Here is a 23,858-nt window from a genome sequence, read left to right as displayed (position 1 = left end):
TATGGCGTTAGAGAAGGATAAAATAAAATGATAGCCCCGCTCAGGGCGGCACTGCGCGGGATGCCGGCTGTAAAGGGTGGCGGAAAGGTAAAACAAATTGCGGGTAATGGCTAAGCTTTACGGAAATATGTCTAAGGATATGAATGGACTTGAGCGTGTAGGGGAAGCCTTTGACGGCATTAACGCCATCATGATTCATTTATTGCCGGAAACCTTGCGGCATTGCCCCAAGGTCAGACTGCTGACAAACATGCTCGGAACCCAAAAGGCGGGACAGGCTGCTGGAAGAGTAAACCGTCCGCGCCAGGGACGGCGCGGATCGAGCCTCCAGGGAGGGATTCACGGCGTGTTTACGATCCGGCAGCCTGTCCCGACCGGGCACTTTGTCAACAAACTCACTTTGAGGCATTGGCTCATGGTTCGTTTGGCGCATTATTTCGGCCGGGCCGGATAAAACACTGCTCCGTCATCTCCTTACCCCACTGACTGCCGGTGAATTCCCGGTCCAGGACAAAACCGGCGGCCTCATAAAGCCGTCTGGCGGCGTCCAGCCCGCTGAAGGTCCACAGCTCGGTTTCGGCAAATCCCGTCTCGTCGCAAAAAGCCAGGGCGGCGGCTAATAATTGTTTGCCGACGCCCCCGCCGCGCCGTCCGTCGTCCACGATAAACCAGCGTAAATGCGCGCGGCCGGAGGCCAGGTCTTCACCGTCAATGGCAATGGCGCCGATGACATTGCCCTCCTCCAAGGCCAGCCAGATTTCATTGCGCGGATGCTCAAGCCGGCTGACGAAGTCCGCCATGCCGGCGGCAACCTTGCTTTCGAAAAAGGCGCCGAAACCTACCGTGCGCGAGTAGTAACAGGCGTGCATGTCCACCGTCCGGCCGATGGCGCCCGGACGGTATCCGCTGTTGATACTGACGGCGGATACCGGCGCAACGGACCTGCGGCGGTACGCTTCCAGGGCGCCGGCATAGGTTGACAGACCGTACAGGACTTTGCCGTGGACGTCGGCAGGCAGTTTTTCCAGCGCCCCCGCCACCTGCGCGCGGGCATAAGCATCGATGGCCGCCAGGGTTTCCCGCCCTTTAGGGGTCAGGGCGAGGGTTTTTGACCGCCCGTCCCGCGGGCTGGCGTCCGCGCAAAGCTGCCCGGCGGCGATAAATTTGCGCAACATCCGGCTGACGCTGGATTTTTCCAGCAAAAGCACATCGCAAAGCTCCGCCGCCGTCATCGATCCGCGGTTGCCGATTTCAACCAATGCATGCACCGATGAGGGGGAGAGATCGGAACCGGCCAGGGTAGGATGCATAAAGCCGAATTCGCGCACCAGCCGGCGGGAGGCGGCGCGTACGGCATCGAGGTGAGTCGCAGACATGATGGTTTCCAAGGAGAGAGGATACATATAGTTGTATCATGCAACTATATCTCAATCAACCCGCCGGGACTCGAATATCCGCTATGCCGATGCGGCGGTGGGCGATTGTCAGCCGGCTTTCACCGGGCAATCAGTTGGCTTCGGCCAGGAGTTTCGTTGCCGTTTCTTCATCGGTTACCAGGCCGTTTACCCAGCCGCCGGTTAACACCGCCTGGATAGCCTGGAATTTTTCACTGCCGCCGGCAAAAGCGATAACCGGTTTGTCGGGGTGTGGACTGATGGTAATGCTGGTAAGCCGATCGTCCATTTCACTCACCACCCGCAGGCCGTTCGCGCCGATGAAATGGCCGATGATTTCCGCCACCACGCCCTCTTCCATAAGATGGTTCACCTCGTCATCGGTAATGAAACCGTCGGTATGCAATGGGCAGTGATAGTTCAACTGGCCGATGCCGACAAACGTGACATCCGCCTGCGCCGCCTTATCGGTGACCATGCGGTAAATACGATGATTACACCACAGCTCTTTATCCGTCAGGCTATCGGCGAACAGCGGCGCCGGCAGGATAAAATACTTGCCCTGGGTCTTCTCCGCCATCCATAACGGCACGTCATAACGGGTACAGGAACCGTCCGAGGCGATGGCGCCGATCATCGAAACGCAGCTGTGCTGGGGACGATCCAGCCGGGCCATTTCGTTAATGGTGGCCCGCAGCGCCCGTCCGGAACCCACCGCCATAATCTTTGGCTCTTCCTGTTCGGCAAACTGCATCATCACTTCGGCCCCCGCCACCGCAATCATGCTATTGATGCTGTCCGTTTCCATGCCGCCGGAGGGGACCACCTGGCAGACCGTTAAATGGAAGCGTTGGGCCAGACGTTCCGACAGCGCGGTGCATTCGGCCACCGGGTGGGTAATGTTCACCCGTACCAGGCCGTTTTCAGACGCCAGCGCCACCAGGCGTTGCGCCGCCTGGCGCGACACGCCCAACACTTCGGCGATTTCATGCTGCGTCTTGCCCGCGACGTAATACATCCAGGCGGCCCGCGCGGCCTGATCCAGCTTCCGGAAGCTTTTACTCATCTTCACACTCATATTTTAATTGTTAATGAAATATACCCGCCCTGGTCCCGTCCCGTAAATCGATCATTTTTGATATGTGAGCTAAAGCTCATTTAGTGGGCTATTATTCGATTAAGCTTCCCATCTAAGCAATTACCCGTTTTGTGAGCTTATGCTCAATCACTCTATGCGAGGTACGATAAGTTATGTCCACTCTTAATCATTTTTTCTGGATGCATATCGGCGCCGGCTCATTCCATCGCGCCCATCAGGCCTGGTATCTGCACCGCCTGCTGGTGCAGGGCGACAAGCGTTGGTCCATCGCCCTGGGCAATATCCGCGACGACGCCAAACCGCTGTTGGAAGCATTGACAGCCCAGAAGGGGGAATACGCACTGGAAACCGTGACACCGGCTGGTGAGCGCCAGTATGAAAAAATCACCTCCATCAGCAAGGTCATCCCCTGGGATGAAAAGCTGACGGCGCTGGTGGAACAAGGCGCCGCCGCGGATACCCGCATTATCTCCTTTACCGTCACCGAAGGCGGCTATTACCTGGATACCCATTTCAAACTCGATCAGGCCAATGCGGATATCCAGGCGGATCTCAACGGCGGCACCCGTACCATTTACGGCACCATTGCCAAGATATTGCAGACCCGGCGTGCCCGGGATACCGGCAGCGTTACCTTGCTCAGCTGCGATAATGTCCGCCATAACGGAGAACGGTTTCGCGACGGCCTAACCGAGTTTCTCACCCTGCGCGGGGAAAACGAATTACTGGCCTGGTTCAAAGCCAATACCACCACGCCCAATACCATGGTGGACCGGATCACGCCCCGTCCGTCGCCGGATATCGCCGGTCGCGTTAAACAGGCGTTAAATATGGACGACCGGGCGCCGGTGATGGGGGAATCCTTTATCCAGTGGGTAGTGGAAGACAATTTTATCGCCGGCCGGCCGGCGTTGGAAAACGTCGGGGTGGAGATGGTGGAAACGGTCGTCCCCTATGAAGAGGCCAAAATCCGGATCCTGAATGCCAGCCATAGCTGTATCGCCTGGGCCGGTACGCTGATCGGCCAATCCTACATTCATGAAAGCACCGGTACCGATGCCATACGGCAAATGGCTTACGACTATGTTACGGAAGATGTCATCCCTTCCCTGACCCCAAGCCCCCTTGACCTGGCCCAATACCGCGACGTGGTGCTCGATCGTTTCAGTAATCCCTATATTCGCGATACCAACCAGCGGGTGGCCGCCGACGGGTTTTCCAAAATACCGGGCTTTATCACTCCCACCCTGATCGAGTGTTATCGGCGCGGACAACAGCCCAAGGCCACCGCCGTCCTGCCGGCGCTGTTCTTTATCTTTATGCGGCGCTGGCATGAAGGCGAACTGCCTTATACCTACCAGGACGGGATCCTGGACGAGGCCGCCGTTCACGCGATGTTCACCTCCGCCGATCCGCTGGCGCGGTACGCCCGTGACGGCAAGATGTTCGGCCCCCTGGCCGCCAGGGCGGAATTCGAACAGCTGTTAAGGGATACCGTTGCCCGGCTCGATAGCTGGGTCAAGGCGAATACGCCGCTGGCGACCACGCATTAATCAAGGGGATGAATTATGTATCTCGGTATTGATTTAGGCACCTCGGAGATAAAAATCGTCATTATCGACGACACCGGCCGGCTTGTGGCCGCCGAGGGAGAGCCCCTTACGGTGCAGCGTCCCCATCCGCAATGGTCGGAACAGGATCCCGCCCAGTGGTGGTCGGCAACCAACCTGGCCATCGGCCGGCTGCGCGCCCGCCATTCGGATCTCTGGAGCCGGATCCGCAGCATCGGCCTTTCCGGCCAAATGCACGGCGCGGTATTGCTCGATGAGCATGATCGGGTGTTGCGTCCCGCCATTCTGTGGAACGACACGCGCAGCGCCGCAGAGTGTACCTTGCTGACCCGGCTGGCGCCGGAGCTGCATGCGGTGGCCGGCAACCTGGCCATGCCGGGATTCACGGCGCCGAAATTGCTGTGGGTGGCAGAACATGAACCGGCCGTTTTTGCCGCGGTCCGCACCGTGCTGCTGCCCAAGGATTATCTGCGGCTGCTGATGAGCGGCGAAAAGGTCTCCGATATGTCCGACGCCGCCGGCACCCTGTGGCTGGATGTGGCCAAACGGGATTGGTCCGATTCCATCCTGGCGGCCTGTGGGCTGACCAGGGACAACATGCCGTCGCTGGTGGAAGGATCGGCGCCGTCCGCCTGTCTCAAGGCCGATGTGGCGCGGGCCTGGGGCCTGTCCGAACAGGTGGTTATCGCCGGCGGCGGCGGTGACAACGCCGCCAGCGCGGTGGGCATTGGCGCGGTGAACAGCGGCGACGCCTTTATTTCGCTGGGTACCTCCGGCGTGATTTTTGCCGTGAATGACACATTCCGGCCCAATCCGCAGTCGGCGGTGCACGCCTTTTGCCATGCCCTGCCGGGCCGCTGGCATCAGATGAGCGTCATGCTCACCGCCGCCAGCGCCCTTCGCTGGCTGTGCCAGATACTCGGCACCCATGAAACCGCCCTGCTGGAAGAGGTTGCGGCGCTGAGTCTCGAGGAGCAGAGCCGGGCGCCGATTTTCCTGCCTTATCTGTCCGGTGAGCGCACGCCCCATAACGATCCGGTTGCCAGCGGCTCGTTCCACGGGCTGACCCATTCGACGGAACGCGCCGCGCTGGCTTATGCGGTGCTGGAAGGGGTGGCGTTCGGCCTGGATGACGGGCTGGATGTGATGAAGCAGGCGGGCAGCCATATCAGTCAATTTTCCCTGATCGGCGGCGGCGCCAGGAGTCCGTGGTGGGCGCAGCTGATAGCCGACGTGGTGAAGATTCCGGTGGTTACGCACCGCGACGGCGCTGCGGGCGGCGCGCTGGGCGCCGCGCGGCTGGGCTGGCTGGCGGTGGGCGGCAACGAAGCCGAGGTGTGCCGCAAACCGGAGGTACATGCCCGTTTTGAAGCCGACGCCGGACGCGCCAGGCAGTTGGAGAGCCGTTTGAAGCGCTACCGCCTGTTTTATCAGCAGCAGGTGGAGGCGAGAAGGCTGGCGCCTTAAAACATCGTTTTCCATTACATGCTGAAGTTTCGGATAACTTAAGGAGCGTATTTACAACAACCCGTAATGTGTTGTTCCGAGACGGCTCATCATGGATGAGAGCCTTTAGACTGCTGACAGATTCTCCCGGAGCTGATAAGGCGGGACAGGATGATAGAGGAGTAAACCGTCCGCGCCAAGGATGGCGCGGATCGAGCCTCCATGGATGGATTCACGGCGTGTTTACGATCTATCGTCCTGTCCCCGCCCAAACACTAATGAGACTGTCAGCAAGCTCAGGTTGTTCATGGATGAGTGCCTTCAGATTGCCGATGTGGCCCGATACCTCCGGTGGCACCACCCTTGGTTTTATAAACAAGTCGTTCTATAAGCACGCAGTTTTCGCAACAAGAGTTTGATAAGCAGAAAAGAGCATCAGTCTTACGAAGTGACCTCTACCCAACGTAACAAACAAAAGGAAGGATTTTAATGAAAAAAGCATTCATGAGTCTTCTGTTGGCTTTGGCAACGGTGACGGTATCGGCTCACGCCGCGGATAAAATCAAGGTGGGCTTTGCCAACCGGACCCTGAACGGCGCCTTTTTTAACGGCCTGACTGAATATATGAAGATTCACGCCAAAGAGCGCGGATATGATTTGATCACCACCGATGCCCGCGGCGATCTGAATAAACAAATCTCCGACGTGGAGGATATGATTTCCCAGGGGATCAATTACCTGGTGCTGAATCCGCAGGATCCGGAAGCCGGCATGCGCATTACGCAAATCGCCAAACGAGCCGGCATCCCCACCGTTATCCTGGACAGCGATATCTCCCTGGACGCGCCGGTGATTACCCGGGTGCAGGCCAATAATGCCAAAGACAATATCGAAATTGGCGAGTATGCGGTGCAGCAATTCGGCGACAAACCGATGAACTGCGTCATCATCAGCGGCAATCAGGGCAATCTGGTGGGAGAAGCCCGCCGCACCAATTTCGTCCGCGGCGTTATGGAAGCTCAGTTGCGCAAATATAACCATACCAGCCTGACCGTCGTCAGTCAGGGCTGGGGCAACTGGGATCAGCAGGGCGCCCAGAAAGCCATGGAAGATATCATTGTCGCCCAAGGCAACAAGATCAACTGCGTCTACAGCGAAATGGACGATATGGCCCTGGGCGCCATACTCTCCCTCAAGGCCGCCAATAAACTGCAGGACGTGAAAGTCTATGCCCATGACGGTTATAAAAAGGGCCTGGAAGCCATTGAACGCGGCGATTTGCAGGCCACCGCCGCCAATAACCCCAATACCCTGACCGATACCGCCCTGGGGGTTATCGCCAAATATTCCGCCGGCAATAAAGACTTCCCGGACTATGTCTATACCCCCACCATCATGATTAACAAAGATAACGTGAAACAAGTCTACGATCCCAAGTCGCTTTTCTGAGGCCGTCCCCCCTTGTCATGAGGGGGGCTGAAAATGAGGTGTTGTCATGGACCAGTATGCGGTCGTTATCAATAATGTGAAAAAAAGTTTCGGCGGCGTCCATGCGCTGAAAAATATTGATCTGAAGGTGAAGCATGGCACTATTCATGCCATCGTGGGGGAAAACGGCGCCGGTAAATCGACGCTAATGAAAATACTGTCCGGAATCTATATCAAGGACAGCGGGACCATCGCCATCAATGGCAAAGAAGTCCACTTCACGTCGCCGAAGCAAAGCCGGGAAAACAACATCGGCATTATCTATCAGGAACTGGCGCTCTCGCCGGATCTGACCGTGGCGGAAAATATCTTCCTCGGCGATCTGGGGTTCGGCGGCCATTTTGTCAATTGGAAAAAAATGAACCAGAGAGCCGGCCGGGTACTGTCGAATCTGGGTTTCCAAATACCGCCCACCGCCCGTCTCGGCAGTTTGAGCGTGGCGTATCAGCAAATGGTGGAAATCGCCAAATCCTTGGCCAGGGATGTCAAGATACTGATTCTGGACGAACCCTCGGCGGTATTATCCAGCCGGGAAATAGATATTTTATTCAGCCAGCTGAAATTGCTCAAGGGCCAAGGCGTCACCATTCTTTATATTTCCCACCGGCTCGATGAGATATTTGCCATCGCCGATGCGATTACCGTGATTAAAGACGGCGAAACGGTTACCGATCTGGATCCTAAAACCTGCACGGAAGATGACATTATCTCCAGCATGGTGGGGCGTAAATTTGAAAATCTTTATCCGAAAAAAAACACTCCGGGAGAAGAGGTGATCTTGGAAGTCCGGGGCATGTCCACCAAGTCATTGCTTAATGATATCAACCTTACCGCCAGAAAAGGTGAAATCGTCGGCCTGGCGGGATTGGTAGGGTCCGGCCGTACGGAAATATCGCGCTGTCTGTTCGGCCTCGATCGGATGAGCAGCGGCAAAGTGATTAAAAACGGCAAGGAAATCGTTATCAAACATCCTGCCGACGCCATGCGGCAAGGCATCGGCTTGGTACCGGAGAACAGGAAAGAGCAGGGGGCGATATTATCCCGTCCCATTCGGGAAAATATGACGCTGTCCAGTTTAAAACGCGTCTGTTATAAGCTTGGAATAATCAATTACCGCCATGAAAAATCCTTCAGCGAGCAATCCCGAAAACGGCTGGCGATTAAATTGGGGTCCATCGAAGATCCTATATCCAGTCTCAGCGGCGGCAACCAGCAAAAAGTGGTTATCGCTAAATGGCTGAATACTGATTGTGATTTGCTGATTCTTGATGAGCCAACCCGTGGGGTCGATGTCGGCGCCAAGGTGGAAATTTATAACGTCATTCATGAATTAGCGCAAAAGGGCTATGCCATTATTGTTATTTCTTCCGAAATGATTGAGGTTATTTCCCTCGCCCATCGGGTCTATGTCATGAGCGAAGGATCCATAACCACCGAATTGCAGGGCGCTCAAATCACCGAAGAAAACATCATGAGATTCGCCATACCTAAACGTGCTTTAGCGTAAATGAGGAAAGATTATGGAAACGGTAACCCATTCCACTGATTCGGCGGGTTTTTCCCTGCGGACCAAGGTGCTGAAATTTTTTTCCAATAACTCTACGTTGTTGGTGTTTTTTGTCATGCTGATTGTCGCCAATTTTTTATCCGATCGGTTTTATAGCCCGGAAAATATCACCAATGTGCTCAGGCAAAGCGTACCGCTGGGGCTGGCGGCAATCGGTATGCTGTTTGTTATCCTCACCGGCGGCATCGACTTGTCGGTAGGGTCGATTATGGCTCTGGTGTCGGTGGCCGTGGCGCTGTTGATTCCGGAAATCGGCGTGCTGCCGGCCATTGTGGCGGGGGTGGGTATCGCCACTCTGGTGGGGGCGGCGGCCGGCTGCCTGGTGACCTTTTTCAATATCGCGCCGTTTATATCCACCCTGGCCATGATGACCATCGCCCGCGGTTTGGCGCTGATTGTGTCCAAGGGCCAGCCGATATTTATCGATGACGTTTCCTATGTGAATTTCGGCACCGGCTATTTGTTCGGACTGCCGCTGCCGGTCTATGTGTTTATCGCTTTTGCCCTTATCGCGCACTTCGTTTATCAGTATACGGTGTTCGGGCGGCTGGTGATTTCCATCGGTTCCAATGAAACCGCCACGCGCTTTGCCGGCGTGCGGGTGGATTGGTACAAATTCGCCGTTTATGCCCTAAGCGGGTTGGCCTGCGGCCTGGCGGGAGTTTTGGCCTCCACCCGTACCGGAGTGGGTTCGCCGGTAATGTCCATCGGTTTCGAACTGGACGTCATCGCGGCGGTGGTGGTAGGGGGCGCCAGCCTGGCGGGGGGCAAGGGGACGGTGGTGAATACCATTATCGGCGTGCTGATCCTGAGCATCATCTCCAATCTGATGAACCTGATGAATATCTCCGGCTACAACCAGCAGGTGGTGAAAGGGGCGATCATTATCATCGCCGTGATGCTGGAGAGCTTTAAATCCCGGGCGCGGGCATGATTCCTCCCCCAGTTAGGGGTTTGCATTGGGCATAGAGCTCACGAAAGCGGGGATAGAATTCGCCGTAGCAACCGTGATTACCGGCGTCGGGCTGTATAAGTTCGCCGAACCGCACAAAGGCCCCGGCGCCGTTCCAGTCGTCGCTTTGGCCGGTACCGATGGCGGCGGCCCAGGCGGCACCCAGGCACGAGCCGGGATGTCCCGTCAGACGCTGCAGCGGCGCGCCGAGCACGTCGGCAACGATTTGCATCCACAGCCGGCTGGCGGAACCGCCGTCGGAGACGATATAGCGGCGGGTGGGATAACCGATATCATGCAAGGTTTCCACATGATGCTTGATAGCGTAGGCATAGGCTTCCAGCAACGCGCGCCATACGTGGCCCGCGTCGTGTGAAAGGGTCAGCCCGAACAGCACGCCGCGCGCCGCCGGATCGTGCAGCGGGGTTTTTTCGCCGAGAAAATAGGGCAGGCAGAGCACGCCGTCGGCCCCCGGCGGCTTTTGCTGCGCCAGGCTATCGAGATACTGGTGCAGTGACATGCCCGCCTCTTTTGCCGCCGCCCGGTGCTGGCCGGCAAAATTTTCCGCGAACCAGTTCAGGCCGGAGCCGCCGGTGGACATACAGCCGTTGGGCATATACAGTCCGGGAATCAGATGATAGTCCAGGTATAAGCGGGCATCGGGATAGACGTCCGCCGCCGCGGTCAGTACATCCACCGACCCGCCGAATTTCAGCAGCGCATCCCCCGGCCGGGTGACCCCGGCGCCGAGGGCGGAGGCAATCATATCCGCCGCGCCGCCGATGACCGGCGTGCCGGCGGCCAGACCGGTCCACCGCGCGGCGTCGGGCGTCACGACGCCGAGAATGTCATGGGAACGCACCAGCCGGGGAACCGTTCGGCGCGGCAGGTGCGCCAGGGCAATCTGCCCATCGTCCATTTCGTGGGTGGCGATATTCACAAAACCCGCTTCCAGCGCCCAGTTCTGCTCAACGGCTTTTTCGCCCGTGAGCTTCCAGTTGATATAATCATAGGAGCCGAATACCGTGGCTATGCGTTGATAAACCTGGGGTTCATGCCGTTCAAGCCAGCGAATTTTCGCCCCCACCAGTTGCTGATTGATGCCGTTGCCGCTGCGGGCGATAAAGGCCTTTTCATCCTGTTCAGCGCGGATTTCGGCCACCTGCTCTCCGCAGCGGCCGTCGCTTTGCTGGATGCTGGGGCGCAGCAGGTTTCCCCCGTCGTCCAGCAGGACCACGGCGGGCAGCATGCCGGTGACGCCGATGCCGGCAATTTCGTGGGGGTCAAGCGCCGCGGTCGCCAGCAGCTCACGGCAGATGTCGCCGACGTTACTCCACCACTGTCCGGGATCTTCCTCCGTCCATCCCGGCTGGGGCGACGAGAGCCGCACCGGACGGGAAACAATGCCCAGCACCCGATCCGGCGGCCGGATCAGGATGCCGATGGTGGACGTCGTTCCTATATCAATACCCAGCAAACACGTCATGCTTTCTCCCGTCATGCTGCCGTTGCGGTGCCTCTTAACGCAGGGTTTCCACCACGTCCATAAAGCGTTTCACCCGATCGCCGTCCACCGCATTCCAGGTATAACCGTCCACCTTGAAATGGGTGCCGATAATGACGCCGCTGGCCAGGCTTAACACCTCGCGCACATTATCGATTTTAGTGCCGGTATTGGCGAACACCGGCACGTCGGTTACCGCTTCACAGACTTTACGCAGATGGGATTGGTCCGCCGCTTCGCCGGTAATCGGGCCGGAGACCAGAATCGCGTCCGCCAGGGAAGAAAATACCGCGCTGCGGGCCCGCAGTTCTATCGGCCGGCTGTCCAGGGAGTGGGCAAATTCGGCGTTGATATTGAACAGCAGTTTCATATCGTCGCGGCCGAGATTATGCCGCAGGCGGGAGGCGGTGGCGCAGTCGGGCTGCCAGATACCCATATCGGAAGCGAACACGCCGGTAAAGATTTCCCGCACAAAGCTGGCGCCGGTGGCGGCGCCGATGGCGACGCTGGCTTTCGGATCCCACAGGTAATTAACGCCGAACGGAACCTTCAGCGACGGTTTCACCGCCTGCACCACCGCCGCCATGGCGGCAACGCCCTCCGGCGCGGCGTTGAAGACATAGGGGCGATCGTTCTCATTGCCGAACATGACGGCATCCACGCCCCCCGCCTGCAGTTTTTCCACATCCGCCAGCACGCCTTCAATCAGCTTGTCGATGCCGCCGTCGGCATCATAAAGCGGCGATCCCGGCAGAGCGCCGATATGGGCCATGGCGATAACGGCTTTCTTTTTATTACCCAAAAATTCAAAAATCATAGGATGCTCCAGACGATTTACTAGGGAACCCGCTGTTCCCTTCCACGTATCAGCCGATCTCGGATAAAGGGGGCGCGACAACCACCTTGATCTTTGCCGCTTCCAGCGCGAGGGCGATGGCCGGCGGCGGCGCGCTGTCGGTTATCAGCATGTCCACGCCCGGCAAGGGGGCGATATTCACCAGGGACATGCGTTGAAATTTTGAGGAGTCGCACAGTACGACTTTGAAACCCGAGCGGCGCAGATAGAGCCGTTTGAGTTCAACATCTTCAAAGGAGTAATCGTAAAACCCGCTGCCGGTGATGCCGGAAACGCCGATAAAGGCAATATCGAACCACAGCGGTTCGAACTGGGCGACGGCGGCCGGGCCGCCCATGGACATTTCGTCGCCGCGCATATGTCCCCCCGCCAGATAGATGTCCGGCGCGCCGCTGCTCATGCGGTAGGCAATGCGCACGCTATTGGTGAAAATCTTCAAGCGGTGGCGTTCCATCAGCCGTTCCGCCATCAGGTAAGTGGTGGTGCCTACATCCAGCGCCACGGTCCGATAGCCGCAGGCGATGTCCGCCGCCGCCGCCGCGATACGGGCTTTGGCGTCGCAATGCAGCGCCAGCCGGGACTCGAAACTGGGTTCTTCGCGATCCATGGCCACCGGCGGGCTGCTCTCCGGCAGCACCGCGCCGCCGTGGATGCGCACCAGTTTCCCTTCCGATTCCAATTCCACCAGGTCGCGGCGGATGGTCATATCCGAGACGTCCAGTTCGGCCGCGATGCCGGTAACCGAGACCGAGCCTTCCCGCGCCAGGGTGTCAATAATATGCAGTTGCCTGTCCTGGGCCATTAGCCGGGTCCGTTCCGGTTTGTCCGGAAATACCGGCAGAACGTCTTTGTTTGCATTCATGTTGAGATCCTAAAAGTCATAATGTTTGAAACATCCGTTAATTCAAACATCGTTTCAAACATAATACGGGTAATTATTTTTTTATCAAACAAATTTTGTTTTGATTTGTTTGCTTTTTTGTTATAAGTAATAGTACATCTCTTTCAGGAGCCGTAACATGAGCCTCGATACTTCCAGTCCCTGTCAGTTCCCCGGCCTGGCCGGCCAAGCCGCGGTGGTGACCGGCGGCGGCGCCGGCATCGGCCGGGCCATTGCCCGCTCGCTTATGGCGCAGGGGGTCCGTGTGGCCATTGGCGATATTAACGAGGTTACGGCCAAACGCACCGCGGCGGAGCTGGGGGGCGAGACCTTCGGATTTCATTTGGACGTGCGCTCCCGCGAGTCGGTTAACGAGGGATTCGCCAAAGTGAACGATGCGTTCGGCAGCTTTCAGATTCTGGCGGCCAATGCCGGGGTATCCACCATGCAGCATGCGCTGAAGCTCACCGATGAAGAGTGGGATTTCAATTTTGACGTTAACGCGCGCGGCATCTTTCTCACCAATCAGATTGCCGCCCGGCAGTTCGTGGCCCAGGGTCAGGGGGTAATCGTCAATACCGCGTCGCTGGCGGCGAAGGTGGGCGCTCCGCTGCTGGCGCACTATTCCGCCAGCAAGTTCGCGGTGCTGGGCTGGACCCAGGCGCTGGCCAGGGAACTGGCTCCCAAGGGCATACGCGTGAACGCCGTTTGCCCGGGATTTGTCAAAACCGGCATGCAGTCGCGGGAAGTGGAGTGGGAGGCCGAACTGCGGTCCGTCACGCCGGAGCGGGTCATTGAGGATTATATCGCGCAGACTCCGCTGGGACGGCTGGAAACACCCGAAGATGTGGCGGATGTGGTGACCTTTCTCTGCTCGGATGCGGCGCGCTTCATGACCGGGCAAGGCGTCAATGTCACCGGCGGTGTTTATACCGGCTGACAAGTGAACAAAAGACAACATTGTTTTTGATTTAGAACAATACGCCTCTTGTGGCTCATAGAGGCCGGCAGTCAGTTAACGCCATCAATGCGGCAACCGTTTGCGTTGATGGCGGATCGCTCGTGCGTCAGCGTCGGAGACAACGCCCATGGCTTCTATTGAATTGCAGCAAGTATCAAAAATCTATCAGAATAATCAATACAGCGTGCGCGACGTTAACCTGAAGATCAACGACGGCGAATTCGTTATTTTCCTCGGCCCGTCCGGCTGCGGTAAATCCACCACCCTGCGCATGATTGCCGGTTTGGAAAGCATTACCTCCGGCGAGCTGCGCATAAACGGTCAAAACGTCAACCGGGTGGCGCCGCGCGACCGCAATATCGCGGTGGTATTCCAAAGCTATGCGCTGTATCCCCATATGACCGTGGCGGAAAATATGGCCTTCGGCCTGAAAATGCGCGGTACGCCGGCGGCGATTATCCGGCAGAAGGTCGCTGAAACCGCCGCGATGCTGGGACTGGATCAGCTGTTGCACCGTAAACCCGCCGCGCTGTCCGGCGGCCAGCGCCAGCGGGTGGCGCTCGGCCGGGCCATTGTCCGCGAACCCCAGGCGTTTTTACTGGATGAGCCGCTGTCCAACCTGGATGCCCAGCTGCGTGCCGAAATGCGCACCGAACTGATAAAGCTGCATCGTCGTTTGGGTAAAACCATGGTTTATGTTACCCACGATCAGGTTGAGGCCATGACCATGGGGGATCGTATCTGCATCATGCGCGACGGATATCTGGTGCAAAGCGGCACGCCCCTTGAGGTTTACGCCAACCCGGCCAATACCTTCGTGGCGCAGTTTCTCTCCTCGCCGCCCATTAACCTGGTTTCCTGCATTGTGCGCAGTCGGGCCGGCGAAATCTTCCTGGAGCTGGACGGCGGCCGGCTTATCCGGGTGTCGGATTACGCGCAGCAGCATTATCGCCGCCATGAAGGCAAGCCGGTCATCCTGGGTATCCGGCCGGAGGATTTCCACGCGCGCCAGCACGGCGCCCACTGGCAGCCGCTGCCCTTCAACGTCACCGCCGTGGAGGCCCTGGGGGCGGAAAATATCGTCACCGGCACCATCGACAATGTCAGGTTTGTGGTGCGCCTCGACCGCCATACCCTGCCGGCGCCGGGGGAGCGGCTCACCCTGTATATGGATCCCGATCCCCTGCATCTCTTCGACAGCCATACCGGCGATGTCCTTTCGCGTCCGGCGTCGCCGCCCTTTATCAATTAATCCGGGAGTCAGGTTATGTTACGTAAAATTACTCTGCACCTGGGCCTGATAATCGCTTGCCTGGTGGTGATCCTGCCGCCGCTTTGGGCCCTGCGCACCAGCCTGGTGCCGGAATCCCTCTCTTACAGCACGGCGGTTTTTCCCCACTGGACCTGGGAAAATTACCGGGGCCTGCTGGAGCAGAATGATTTTCTCACCCATTACGGCAATAGCCTGATCGTCTCGTTTTGTTCGGTGATTCTGGCGATGCCGTTTGCCGCCGCCACCGGCTACGCGTTCGCTCGCTTTCGAACCGGCGGCAGCGGGGCGCGCTTTATCATGTTGGCTACCCAGATGCTGCCGGCGGTGGCGCTGGTGCTGCCGGCGTTCGCGCTGCTGCGCACCCTGGGTCTCACCAATTCCCTGCTGGGGTTGACGCTGGTGTACGCGGCGCTGAACCTGCCGTTCCTCACCTGGATCCTGATGGGTTTTTTCGAGGGAATTCCGGTGGATTTGGAGTGGGCGGCCATGACCGATGGCGCCACGGCCTGGGGCGCGTTCCGCCATATCGTCTTGCCTGTTTCCCTGCCCGGACTGGCCGCCGCCGCGGTGCTGGGTTTTATCCTCTCATGGAACGAGTTTTTATTCGCCCTGGTGCTGAGCGGACCGCAAACCTCCACCATCCCGGTAGCGCTGGCGGCCTTGCAAACCTCTAACGGCGTACAGATAGGCAAAGTCTCGGCGGGGGTGGTACTGGCCATATTGCCGCTGATTATCGCGTCGCATTTTATCCAGCGTTTCATCGTCAAGGGCCTGACCTTCGGCAGCGTTAAGTAGTACTGAGAATTTATCAACCGCATTGAATCGTCAATCCAGACGAAACAGGAGACGACCATGTTATCCATGAAAAAAAGCTTTTTTTTGGCCGGTTTGGCGATGTTGTCCGCTGCCAACGGCGCGCAGGCAAAACAGGTGGTGCTGCACGCCCTGATGGAAGATGTGCCCGAAACCCATATTATCGAACAAATGTTACCGCAATTTGAACAACAGAGCGGTATCAAGGTGGAATTTGAAAAAATCGGCTACGGCGATATGCATGATAAGCTGGTGGCGCAGTTGATTGCGCCGCAAAGCTATTACAATTTGCTGGAAGTGGATTTTCTCTGGGCGGGAGAATTCCCCGCCGCGCAGTGGCTGACGGATTTGTCGCCGATGATCGCCAAATCGAAATTCGATACCTCGGCGTTTATCCCTTCCACGGTGTCGCTGCTCAACCACGACAAAAACAAGATGTTTATCCTGCCGATGTACAACTACTCCATGGGGCTGATTTATCGCACCGATATCCTGGGGGACAAAAACCTACAACAGCAATTCCAGGCCGCGAACAACAAGCCGCTGGCCCTGCCGGCTTCCCTGGATGAATACGTGGCCCTGGCGAAATTCGTCAAGGAAAAACAGAATATCGCCGGCGCCGCCATGCAGGGGCAGCGGGGCGATCCCAACAGTATGGAATTTTCCAACTATCTGTTCGCCGCCGGGGGCGATTATCTTGACGGCGACAACAAGGTGGTATTGAACAGCCCTGCGGGCAAAAAGGCCCTTGCCCTCTATGTCGACGCCATCCAGCACGGCGCCCAGGCCGGCGCGCTGTCCGCCACCCTGGATGACACCCAGCGCCTGATGTGCAGCGGCAAGGCTTTCAGCATGATCACCTATTGGTGGATGCTGCCGCAGCTGGATAATGCCAAATCCTGCCCGGCGGTGGCCGGTAAGCTGGCGCTGACGCCGATGCCCGGCGGCCATGGCGAAAGCGGCGGCTGGGGCTGGGGTATACCGAAAAACGTTTCGCCGGAAGAACAGCAGGCCGCCTGGACCTTTATCCAATGGGTGCAAAGCAAAAAGGTCGAAACGGAACGCGCCCTGCAGGGCCATGCGCCGGTGAGGACCGACGTTTATAGCGATCCGGCGGTGCTGGCCAAGTTCCCCTATTACCAAACCGCGCAGCAGGTGGTGGCCGGGGGGAAATCCTTCCCGATCTTTACCTATTCCGCCCAGTATGAGGATGTGCTCGGCACCCAGCTTTCCCAGGCGGCCGGCGGCAGCGGCAATACGGACGGCGCTCTGGCGGCGGCGGCCACCCAGCTTGAAACGCTGATGAAAAAGAAGTAATTGATGATGCTCACTAAAACCTCCGCCGCTCCTTTGCGGCGCCCTAAACCCCGGTGGCCGGGGTTTGACAGGTTTCGCCTCACCGGATGGGCGTTCGCGTCGCCGGGGCTGCTGGCGCTGGCCATTGTGCTGGGTTTCCCTGTGCTGTATGCCGTGGCGCTGGCGTTTTCATCCTTTACCCTGATGCGTCCGGCGCTGGCGCCCTTTATCGGCATTGATAACTTTACCGCGGTTTTGAGCGATGGAGCCTTTTGGGTTGCGGCCTGGCTGACTATCAAATACTCGGTGATAACCGTCGCCGGGGAATTCGTCGTTGGGCTGGGCATCGCCTTGATGCTGAACCGGACGGTCAGGACCCGGCCGATCTATTTCGCGCTGCTGACCATTCCCATGGCGATGTCGCCGGTCTGCGTGGCGCTGATTTGGCGGATGCTGCTGCAGCCCAATCTGGGCATAGTGAACCATCTGCTGGAGACCTGGGGATTGCCGCGCCTGGATTGGCTGGGGGATCCTACCATGGCCTTCTGGACCATGGCGTTTATCGATATCTGGCAGCAGATGTCGTTTGTGGTGCTGATCCTGGCGGCGGGCCTTGCCGCGCTGCCACGGGAGCCTTATGAGGCGGCTGAAATGGACGGCGCCCGGCGCTGGCAGCAGTTCTGGTTTATCACGCTGCCGATGCTGCGTCCGGTGGCGGCCATCGCCGTGGTCATCCAATTGATCAATGAACTGCGAACCTATGATTTGCCCTATGTGCTCACCCGCGGCGGTCCCGGCACCGCCACCGAAGTGTTAAGCTTTTTTGCCTACCGCCGGGCTTTTCTCGGTCTGTCCGTCAATGAGGGCTCAGCCGCCGCGCTGGTGCTGCTGCTTATCGTGCTGGTGATGACGGTGCTGTTTTTCGCCATGCTGGAGCGCCGCCGCGGTTAAGGCGTGTTATTTCTCCTGCCGGAACGTCGCCGCGGCTAACGGCTTTTCATTTTCGCTGGATTAACGGATGGATGTTTTCACCTGGCCGGACTATGTTGTTAGTCTTGCCGTGACGGCCCCTGCCGGGGGCCTGTGAAACATCAGGAGCGTTATGACAGCGTTACCCTCCCATCGTCTGGCCATCGCCGAACACATCGTCGCCGAGGCGGCGGAGTTGGCGTTATGGCATTTTTCACGCCGCGCCGAGCTGCGCCTTGACAGTAAACGCAGCCAGGATTTCGTTTCCGAGGCCGATATGGCGGTGGAACGATTAATTCGCGATCGCCTGCAACAGCATTTTCCCGACGATAATGTCGTTGGCGAAGAGCTGGGCGGCGAACTGGGCCCGGGGGCTAACTGGGTCATCGACCCCATTGACGGCACGGCGAATTTTTTGCGCGGTTCGCCGTTATGGGGCGTTTCCCTGGGCCTGCTCGAGGGGCAAAAACCGGTGTTGGGGGTGGTCGCCCTGCCGGTGCTTACCGAACTGCTGGCCGCTGAAACCGGCCAAGGCGTATTCAGTAAGGGACAGCCCTTTGTGCGGGATAGCCGCTTTGACGAAGTGAAGATGGTGTCTCTCGGCGACAGCGCCGATGACCGGTTACCGGACGCGGCGGCCTTTTACCAGGGCCTGCGCGGTGCGGAGTGGTCGGTGGAATGTTACCGCTGCACCACGGTAGGCATGCTATTCGCCGCCAAGGGCCTGATTGACGGCCATCTGCAGCGTCGTACCACGCTTTGGGACATCGCCGGCGGGCTGGTTATCTGCGCCGAGGCGGGACTGGAGGTCACCCATGCTTTCCGGGACGGCGATATACGGCATATGTCGGTGGCGGCCGGCACGGCTTCCCTGCTGGATGACGTGCGACCGCTGTGGCCGAACCTCCAGCCGTGCTAATTTAAACGGTTAATCAGCCCGCGGTTCTTTTATTGGCTTGACAGGGACATACAGACTTTTATCACCTGGGTTGAAGTGCTAAAGTTACCGACATTGCAGATATTTCCGTCAGCGGTGTTATACCCGTCACGCATTATTCAGGGTATTTAAAACCGCGCTTCATCCCTTAAAACATGGCGGTAGAGAGCTGTATGGACTTCAAAGACTATTATGCCGCATTGGGCGTCGAGCCCACTGCCGATCTCAAAACAATCAAAACCGCCTATCGCCGGCTGGCCCGCAAATATCATCCGGATGTCAGCACCGAACCCAACGCTGAAAGCCGGTTCAAAGACGTGGCGGAAGCTTACGAGGTGCTGAAGGATACCGCCCGCCGCGCCGAGTACGATGAATTGCGCAAGTACGGCCAGGGCGGCCGTTTCGAGGCGCCGCCGGGCTGGCAGCCCAGCGGCCGTGCCGGTGGCGCCCAGACGGGCGATGATTTCAATTTCCAGCAGCATGATTTCTCCGATTTCTTTGAGTCGGTGTTCGGCGGCAGGGGCCAGGCCCGCGCCGCGCAGAGCGGGAGGACGGCCGCCCGCCGCGGCCAGGATGTGGAAATCGAGGTGGCGGTTTTCCTTGAGGAAACACTGAAAGAGCATCAGCGCACCATCAGCTTCCAGCTGCCGGGGTCGGTGGAGTATGGCCGTCAAACCCCGCCGGCGGCCAAAACGCTGAAGGTCAAAATCCCCGCCGGCGTCGGCGATGGCGATCGCATTCGTATCAAAGGGCAGGGTCCCGCCGGCGGCGGCGGCGGCCCTAACGGCGATGTCTACCTGATTATCCGTATTGCGCCTCATCCGCTGTTTGATATCGACGGTAATAATCTGCTGGTGACACTGCCCCTCGCCCCGTGGGAAGCGGCGCTCGGCGCCAAGGTGACCGTTCCGACGCTGACGGGCAAAATAACCCTTACCGTTCCCCCCAACAGCCAGACCGGCCAGCAGCTGCGTATCAAAGGCAAGGGATTGGCGAACAAACAGGGCACCGGTGATTTGTATGCCCTTATCAAGGTGGTGATGCCGCAGCAGACGGATGACAAGGGGCGTAAGCTGTGGGCGGAAATCGCCGAGCATTGTGCATTTAATCCTCGTGCGGAATGGGAGTGACAGGTCATGACCGACATTAGGGTAACTCTGGAAATTACCGAATTTTGTCAATATGCCAGTATTTCCCGGGATGAACTGTTTGAAGTGGTGGGTCTGGGCATCATTACCCCGCAAGACGACGCTGATGATAACTGGCGTTTCGAGCCCGCCGCGCTGCATGAAATCAAGCGGGCGCAGCGTCTGCGGCAGGAACTGGAGCTTGACTGGCCGGGTATCGCGCTGGCGGTGGGCCTGCTGGATGAGATCAAGCGCCTGCGCCAAGAAAATCGCCACCTGCAGCAGCGGCTGGACCGGTTTTTGCAAAAATAGCCCCGGCAGCAAACCGCCAGCCCGGGGCTTGGCGCATTGCCGCCCCGGCGCCGTGCTGGCGCCGGCAGGTTCTCAAAACGCCACTGACGCTTTCTCGCCCCTTGATCAAGGATATTGCGGCCGTGCAGGGCGTTCTTTCACTCTGATACTCTTATCACACACTTTTATTCACTGATTGGTTTATGCTCGAATTTTAAACTGTTAAAAGTCTATTTTCCTCGTGAGTGAACCCTTTATTGGGGAGATTGTCATATCTCCAGCCAGGGGCATTGGCCGGTCGGCCCTAAATCAGCATTCATTTAACGACAAGCCGAAATTATATATAAGCATAAGCGGAGACTTAGCATGAAAGCTCTGGTGGTTTGTCGGGATAATATCGGTGACACGCTGTTAACTACCCCCTTGATAAACGCATTGGCTAATGGAGGATTTTCAGTCGATGTATTAGCCAATAGCTACAATGCGGCGGTATTAACGGGCAACCCCGATATATTTCGGGTACATGTTTATAAAAAAAATCATCATCGCACCCGGGGCGAGTCTCTGCTTAAAATACTTTTGCACCGGTTGCGCATTATTTGGGATATCAGGCGCATTCATTACGATATCGCCATTATCGCCAAAAGCCGGTGGGATAAACGGGTCTTAAAATGGTGCACGTTATCCGGCGCGCCGAAAATCATCGCGCTTGGCGCCGTTCCCCATCCGGCCATCACCGAACTGGTGCCTTTGCCCGCGCCCCATACCGAGCATCTGGTGCAGCTGTTTCATCGCATGCTGGCCCCGTTGGGCATCCGGGACGCCGCCGGACCGCTCCATCTGTTCGCCGATCCGGCAAAAGTCGCTGCCTTGGCTCAACAATACGGTATTGATAACCAATTGCCGATCCTGGGCTTGCAGATCAGCGCCCGCCGGGTACTGCAACGCTGGCCGGAGTCTCATTTCGTCGCATTGGCGCAGATGGTGGCCGCCTTGGGGCCCTGCCAGATTATCCTGCTGTGGTCGCCGGGGGCGGAGGACAACCCCACCCATCCCGGCGACGATACCCTGGCCGCCCGTATTGTCGCGGCCTGTAATCTGCCGTGCCTGATACCGATCCCTACCCGGACGCTGGAAGAGCTTATCGGCGCCATGCAGCTGTGCGAAAGAGTGGTCACCAGCGATGGCGGAGCCATGCATATCGCGGCGGGACTGGGTAAAAGCATTGTCGCCCTCTTCGGCGACAGCGATCCCGTTTGTTGGGCGCCCTGGCAGGTACCCTATATCCTGCTGGCGGCGCCGGAAAATAATGTAGTGAATATTGCGCCCAAGGAAGTATTCCAGGCGTTGCAGCATTTGGCTGAGAAGGGTGAAGACGCTGCTATTTTGCAGCCCGAGTCCGCGCTGAATCTTGGCTGGAATAATTAATAATATTAATATAACAGCAAGCAAATTTTATTTTTTCAGAGAAATGCCTGGAAAGAAAATTTACGATCACATCATTATTACATAATGATTAATTTAGAAAACTAAAAAGCTTTCTTTATTTAAGTAAAAATATTTATGGATAATTAACCAAGTAACCCCTCAGTTGCCCCGTTTACCCGCAATTTTTCCTTTCATCAAGGGACGGACTCCGTTCCTTTCCGCTGCCGCGCAGAGAAGTAAATAATTTCCAATGGTGATAGTACCGGAACGAATCCTTTACAAAAAAGTGTGAGTTAAATCGAATTTTTCGACGTGCATCACAAAATTTGTGTGATGTACATCTAATTTCTTGCCTTTTAAGAGGGACGGCCGGACTATTGTTACCGGTAACATTCACATTCGCCAGCTGAGATGCATACTCATCTGGCCAAGATCAATTAAACGGCAGCGGAACAAGACGTGGCACGTTTTTATTCCAGTGGAGTGAACAGGTGTTTGAATCAAGCATAAAAGAAAATGATGTCCCGGCGTTGGACGCCCCGGTCTTTGAATTTGGCTACGCCGGGCGGATTAACGCATGATGAGCACCTTAACTCTGGTCATCACCGCCATCGGCTCGGTGTTGATATTACTTTTTCTGGTCATGAAAGCGCGTATGCATGCATTTGTCGCTTTACTGCTGGTGTCCGTCGGAACCGGGATTTTTTCCGGAATGCCGCTGGAAAAAATCGCCGATACCATGCAGGCCGGCATGGGAGGCACTTTGGGTTTCCTGGCCATTGTCGTCGCGCTGGGATCAATGTTCGGTAAAGTACTGCATGAAACCGGCGCCCTGGATCAAATCGCCACCAGGATGATCAAAAGCTTTGGCGAACGGCGGGCGTTCCTGGCCCTCGGCATCGTCGGGCTTATTTGCGCGTTGCCGCTGTTTTTTGAGGTGGCGGTGATGCTGTTGATTGGGGTGGTGTTCGCCGTTGCCCGCCGTACCGGCGACAATCTGGTGAAACTGCTGGTGCCTTTATTTGCCGGCGTGGCCGCGGCGGCGGCGTTTTTATTGCCCGGACCGACGCCGATGCTGCTGGCATCGCAGATGCATGCGGATTATGGCTGGATGATAGCCATCGGCCTGGCGGCGGCCATCCCCGGCATGCTGGTGGCCGGGCCGCTATTCGGCAGCATTATCAGCCGGTATGTGACCATCCCTTTGCCGGAAGATATCGCCGCGCCGGCATTAAAAACCGAGGCATTGCCTTCCTTTGGGTTCAGCGTGTCGCTGGTGTTGTTCCCCTTGATCCTGGTGGGATTAAAAACCATCGGGGTACGTTTTGTGGCCCAGGGCTCGACGCTTTACCGCTGGATGGAATTGGTGGGCCATCCTTTTATCGCCATTTTGCTGGCTTGCCTGGTGGCCATCTACGGCCTGGCGTACCGGCAGGGCATGAGCAAAGACAAGGTGATGGGAATCTGCTCGGCGGCGCTGCAACCGGCGGGGATCATTCTGCTGGTGACCGGCGCCGGCGGCGTCTTTAAACAGGTATTGGTGGATTCGGGGGTGGGGCCGGCGTTGGGTAATGCGTTAATCGGCACCGGCCTGCCTATCGCGGTGGCCTGTTTTGTGCTGGCGGCCGCCATCCGTATTATTCAAGGATCGGCTACCGTGGCGTGTTTAACCACCGTAGGACTGGTGATGCCGGTTATCACCGGCCTTGGTCTGAACGGCGCCCAGCTGGCGGCCTTATCGGTATGCATCGGCGGCGGTTCCATTGTCTGCAGCCATGTTAACGACGCGGGATTTTGGCTGTTCGGCAAGCTGACCGGCGCTACCGAGCTGCAGACCCTGAAAACCTGGACCCTGATGGAGACGATTCTCGGCACCACCGGCGCGCTGGTGGGCATGGTGGCCTATACGCTGTTTTGAGTGTGGCTTTCAGCCTGATGGTTCGGTCTATTTGATGGCCTTGGGTTGGCGGTACAGTGTTAAACAGTGTTGTTATAGTGGGTTTGCC

At 57.6% G+C, this 23,858-nt stretch carries 20 protein-coding genes; 15 read left to right on the top strand and 5 right to left on the bottom strand.

What is annotated here, in order from left to right; genetic code table 11:
• Positions 1–413: 413 nt before the first annotated feature.
• A complete protein-coding gene (locus ACL2XJ_RS04950; RefSeq protein ID WP_413725832.1) occupies positions 414–1,376 on the bottom strand; it encodes a GNAT family N-acetyltransferase in 963 nt (320 codons plus the stop codon).
• Positions 1,377–1,506: 130 nt separating this feature from the next.
• Positions 1,507–2,460, bottom strand: coding sequence for a sugar-binding transcriptional regulator (locus tag ACL2XJ_RS04945; RefSeq protein WP_203520689.1), 954 nt, complete (start codon positions 2,458–2,460; stop codon positions 1,507–1,509).
• Between the two features lie 185 nt (positions 2,461–2,645).
• Here ACL2XJ_RS04945 and dalD point away from each other — a divergent pair, with 185 nt between their 5' ends.
• The 5 genes from dalD to ACL2XJ_RS04920 all read left to right on the top strand — a co-directional run bounded on the left by dalD (position 2,646) and on the right by ACL2XJ_RS04920 (position 9,499).
• Positions 2,646–4,046: a D-arabinitol 4-dehydrogenase gene (gene dalD / locus ACL2XJ_RS04940; protein WP_132925028.1), complete on the top strand. Its 1,401-nt coding sequence runs from the start codon at positions 2,646–2,648 to the stop codon at positions 4,044–4,046.
• Between the two features lie 15 nt (positions 4,047–4,061).
• Positions 4,062–5,531 (top strand): xylulokinase, encoded by a 1,470-nt coding sequence (xylB, locus tag ACL2XJ_RS04935; protein ID WP_413725831.1) that lies wholly within the window; start codon positions 4,062–4,064, stop codon positions 5,529–5,531.
• A 468-nt stretch (positions 5,532–5,999) separates the two neighbouring features.
• Positions 6,000–6,959 (top strand): substrate-binding domain-containing protein, encoded by a 960-nt coding sequence (locus ACL2XJ_RS04930; protein WP_132925032.1) that lies wholly within the window; start codon positions 6,000–6,002, stop codon positions 6,957–6,959.
• A gap of 46 nt (positions 6,960–7,005) precedes the next feature.
• A complete protein-coding gene (locus ACL2XJ_RS04925; protein ID WP_413725830.1) occupies positions 7,006–8,505 on the top strand; it encodes a sugar ABC transporter ATP-binding protein in 1,500 nt (499 codons plus the stop codon).
• 115 nt (positions 8,506–8,620) lie between these two features.
• Positions 8,621–9,499: an ABC transporter permease gene (locus tag ACL2XJ_RS04920; RefSeq protein WP_132927969.1), complete on the top strand. Its 879-nt coding sequence runs from the start codon at positions 8,621–8,623 to the stop codon at positions 9,497–9,499.
• Here the strand turns inward: ACL2XJ_RS04920 and ACL2XJ_RS04915 are convergent.
• From ACL2XJ_RS04915 to ACL2XJ_RS04905, 3 genes are read right to left on the bottom strand one after another with little or no spacing between them, the layout of a single operon-like run.
• Positions 9,477–11,003, bottom strand: coding sequence for an FGGY-family carbohydrate kinase (locus ACL2XJ_RS04915; protein ID WP_413725829.1), 1,527 nt, complete (start codon positions 11,001–11,003; stop codon positions 9,477–9,479). The two genes, ACL2XJ_RS04920 and ACL2XJ_RS04915, sit on opposite strands and share 23 nt — an antisense overlap.
• A gap of 34 nt (positions 11,004–11,037) precedes the next feature.
• Entirely contained in the window at positions 11,038–11,838 is an 801-nt protein-coding gene (locus tag ACL2XJ_RS04910; RefSeq protein ID WP_132925038.1) for a BtpA/SgcQ family protein, read from the bottom strand.
• A 49-nt stretch (positions 11,839–11,887) separates the two neighbouring features.
• Entirely contained in the window at positions 11,888–12,739 is an 852-nt protein-coding gene (locus ACL2XJ_RS04905) for a DeoR/GlpR family DNA-binding transcription regulator (protein ID WP_413725828.1), read from the bottom strand.
• A 157-nt stretch (positions 12,740–12,896) separates the two neighbouring features.
• Here ACL2XJ_RS04905 and ACL2XJ_RS04900 point away from each other — a divergent pair, with 157 nt between their 5' ends.
• From ACL2XJ_RS04900 to gntU, 10 genes are all read left to right on the top strand, one after another.
• The gene (locus ACL2XJ_RS04900) at positions 12,897–13,697 is read left to right on the top strand and encodes an SDR family NAD(P)-dependent oxidoreductase (protein WP_132925041.1); all 801 of its coding nucleotides are present in this window, start codon (positions 12,897–12,899) and stop codon (positions 13,695–13,697) included.
• 148 nt (positions 13,698–13,845) lie between these two features.
• Positions 13,846–14,970 (top strand): ABC transporter ATP-binding protein, encoded by a 1,125-nt coding sequence (locus ACL2XJ_RS04895; protein ID WP_413725827.1) that lies wholly within the window; start codon positions 13,846–13,848, stop codon positions 14,968–14,970.
• A gap of 15 nt (positions 14,971–14,985) precedes the next feature.
• Complete coding sequence (locus ACL2XJ_RS04890; protein ID WP_413725826.1) at positions 14,986–15,786, top strand: carbohydrate ABC transporter permease; 801 nt, start codon at positions 14,986–14,988, stop codon at positions 15,784–15,786.
• Between the two features lie 57 nt (positions 15,787–15,843).
• Positions 15,844–17,121, top strand: coding sequence for an ABC transporter substrate-binding protein (locus ACL2XJ_RS04885; RefSeq protein WP_413725825.1), 1,278 nt, complete (start codon positions 15,844–15,846; stop codon positions 17,119–17,121).
• 3 nt (positions 17,122–17,124) lie between these two features.
• On the top strand, positions 17,125–18,051 hold the full coding sequence (locus ACL2XJ_RS04880) for a carbohydrate ABC transporter permease (RefSeq protein ID WP_203520709.1): 927 nt from the start codon (positions 17,125–17,127) through the stop codon (positions 18,049–18,051).
• 151 nt (positions 18,052–18,202) lie between these two features.
• Complete coding sequence (locus ACL2XJ_RS04875) at positions 18,203–18,988, top strand: inositol monophosphatase family protein (protein WP_413725824.1); 786 nt, start codon at positions 18,203–18,205, stop codon at positions 18,986–18,988.
• Between the two features lie 191 nt (positions 18,989–19,179).
• Entirely contained in the window at positions 19,180–20,136 is a 957-nt protein-coding gene (gene cbpA / locus ACL2XJ_RS04870; protein WP_413725823.1) for a curved DNA-binding protein, read from the top strand.
• A 6-nt stretch (positions 20,137–20,142) separates the two neighbouring features.
• Positions 20,143–20,445, top strand: a complete 303-nt coding sequence (locus ACL2XJ_RS04865; RefSeq protein WP_132925060.1) for a chaperone modulator CbpM — start codon at positions 20,143–20,145, stop codon at positions 20,443–20,445.
• A gap of 345 nt (positions 20,446–20,790) precedes the next feature.
• Positions 20,791–21,852 (top strand): glycosyltransferase family 9 protein, encoded by a 1,062-nt coding sequence (locus tag ACL2XJ_RS04860; protein WP_413725822.1) that lies wholly within the window; start codon positions 20,791–20,793, stop codon positions 21,850–21,852.
• Positions 21,853–22,432: 580 nt separating this feature from the next.
• Positions 22,433–23,770, top strand: coding sequence for a gluconate transporter (gene gntU / locus ACL2XJ_RS04855; RefSeq protein WP_132927971.1), 1,338 nt, complete (start codon positions 22,433–22,435; stop codon positions 23,768–23,770).
• Positions 23,771–23,858 lie beyond the last annotated feature (88 nt).

It is taken from the genome of Sodalis sp. RH16 (assembly GCF_047324245.1).
Taxonomy (GTDB): domain Bacteria; phylum Pseudomonadota; class Gammaproteobacteria; order Enterobacterales; family Enterobacteriaceae; genus Acerihabitans; species Acerihabitans ligni.
This window is presented reverse-complemented; position numbering and strand designations above follow the sequence as displayed.

Coding starts and splice junctions, on each gene's coding strand:
- ACL2XJ_RS04875 (WP_413725824.1), top strand. CDS start 18,203: ATGACAGCGTTACCCTCCCATCGTCTGGCCATCGCCGAACACATCGTC.
- ACL2XJ_RS04925 (WP_413725830.1), top strand. CDS start 7,006: ATGGACCAGTATGCGGTCGTTATCAATAATGTGAAAAAAAGTTTCGGC.
- ACL2XJ_RS04915 (WP_413725829.1), bottom strand. CDS start 11,003: ATGACGTGTTTGCTGGGTATTGATATAGGAACGACGTCCACCATCGGC.
- ACL2XJ_RS04950 (WP_413725832.1), bottom strand. CDS start 1,376: ATGTCTGCGACTCACCTCGATGCCGTACGCGCCGCCTCCCGCCGGCTG.
- ACL2XJ_RS04945 (WP_203520689.1), bottom strand. CDS start 2,460: ATGAGTAAAAGCTTCCGGAAGCTGGATCAGGCCGCGCGGGCCGCCTGG.
- cbpA (WP_413725823.1), top strand. CDS start 19,180: ATGGACTTCAAAGACTATTATGCCGCATTGGGCGTCGAGCCCACTGCC.
- ACL2XJ_RS04910 (WP_132925038.1), bottom strand. CDS start 11,838: ATGATTTTTGAATTTTTGGGTAATAAAAAGAAAGCCGTTATCGCCATG.
- gntU (WP_132927971.1), top strand. CDS start 22,433: ATGAGCACCTTAACTCTGGTCATCACCGCCATCGGCTCGGTGTTGATA.
- dalD (WP_132925028.1), top strand. CDS start 2,646: ATGTCCACTCTTAATCATTTTTTCTGGATGCATATCGGCGCCGGCTCA.
- ACL2XJ_RS04895 (WP_413725827.1), top strand. CDS start 13,846: ATGGCTTCTATTGAATTGCAGCAAGTATCAAAAATCTATCAGAATAAT.
- ACL2XJ_RS04860 (WP_413725822.1), top strand. CDS start 20,791: ATGAAAGCTCTGGTGGTTTGTCGGGATAATATCGGTGACACGCTGTTA.
- ACL2XJ_RS04930 (WP_132925032.1), top strand. CDS start 6,000: ATGAAAAAAGCATTCATGAGTCTTCTGTTGGCTTTGGCAACGGTGACG.
- ACL2XJ_RS04880 (WP_203520709.1), top strand. CDS start 17,125: ATGATGCTCACTAAAACCTCCGCCGCTCCTTTGCGGCGCCCTAAACCC.
- ACL2XJ_RS04865 (WP_132925060.1), top strand. CDS start 20,143: ATGACCGACATTAGGGTAACTCTGGAAATTACCGAATTTTGTCAATAT.
- ACL2XJ_RS04890 (WP_413725826.1), top strand. CDS start 14,986: ATGTTACGTAAAATTACTCTGCACCTGGGCCTGATAATCGCTTGCCTG.
- ACL2XJ_RS04920 (WP_132927969.1), top strand. CDS start 8,621: ATGCTGATTGTCGCCAATTTTTTATCCGATCGGTTTTATAGCCCGGAA.
- ACL2XJ_RS04905 (WP_413725828.1), bottom strand. CDS start 12,739: ATGAATGCAAACAAAGACGTTCTGCCGGTATTTCCGGACAAACCGGAA.
- ACL2XJ_RS04885 (WP_413725825.1), top strand. CDS start 15,844: ATGTTATCCATGAAAAAAAGCTTTTTTTTGGCCGGTTTGGCGATGTTG.
- xylB (WP_413725831.1), top strand. CDS start 4,062: ATGTATCTCGGTATTGATTTAGGCACCTCGGAGATAAAAATCGTCATT.
- ACL2XJ_RS04900 (WP_132925041.1), top strand. CDS start 12,897: ATGAGCCTCGATACTTCCAGTCCCTGTCAGTTCCCCGGCCTGGCCGGC.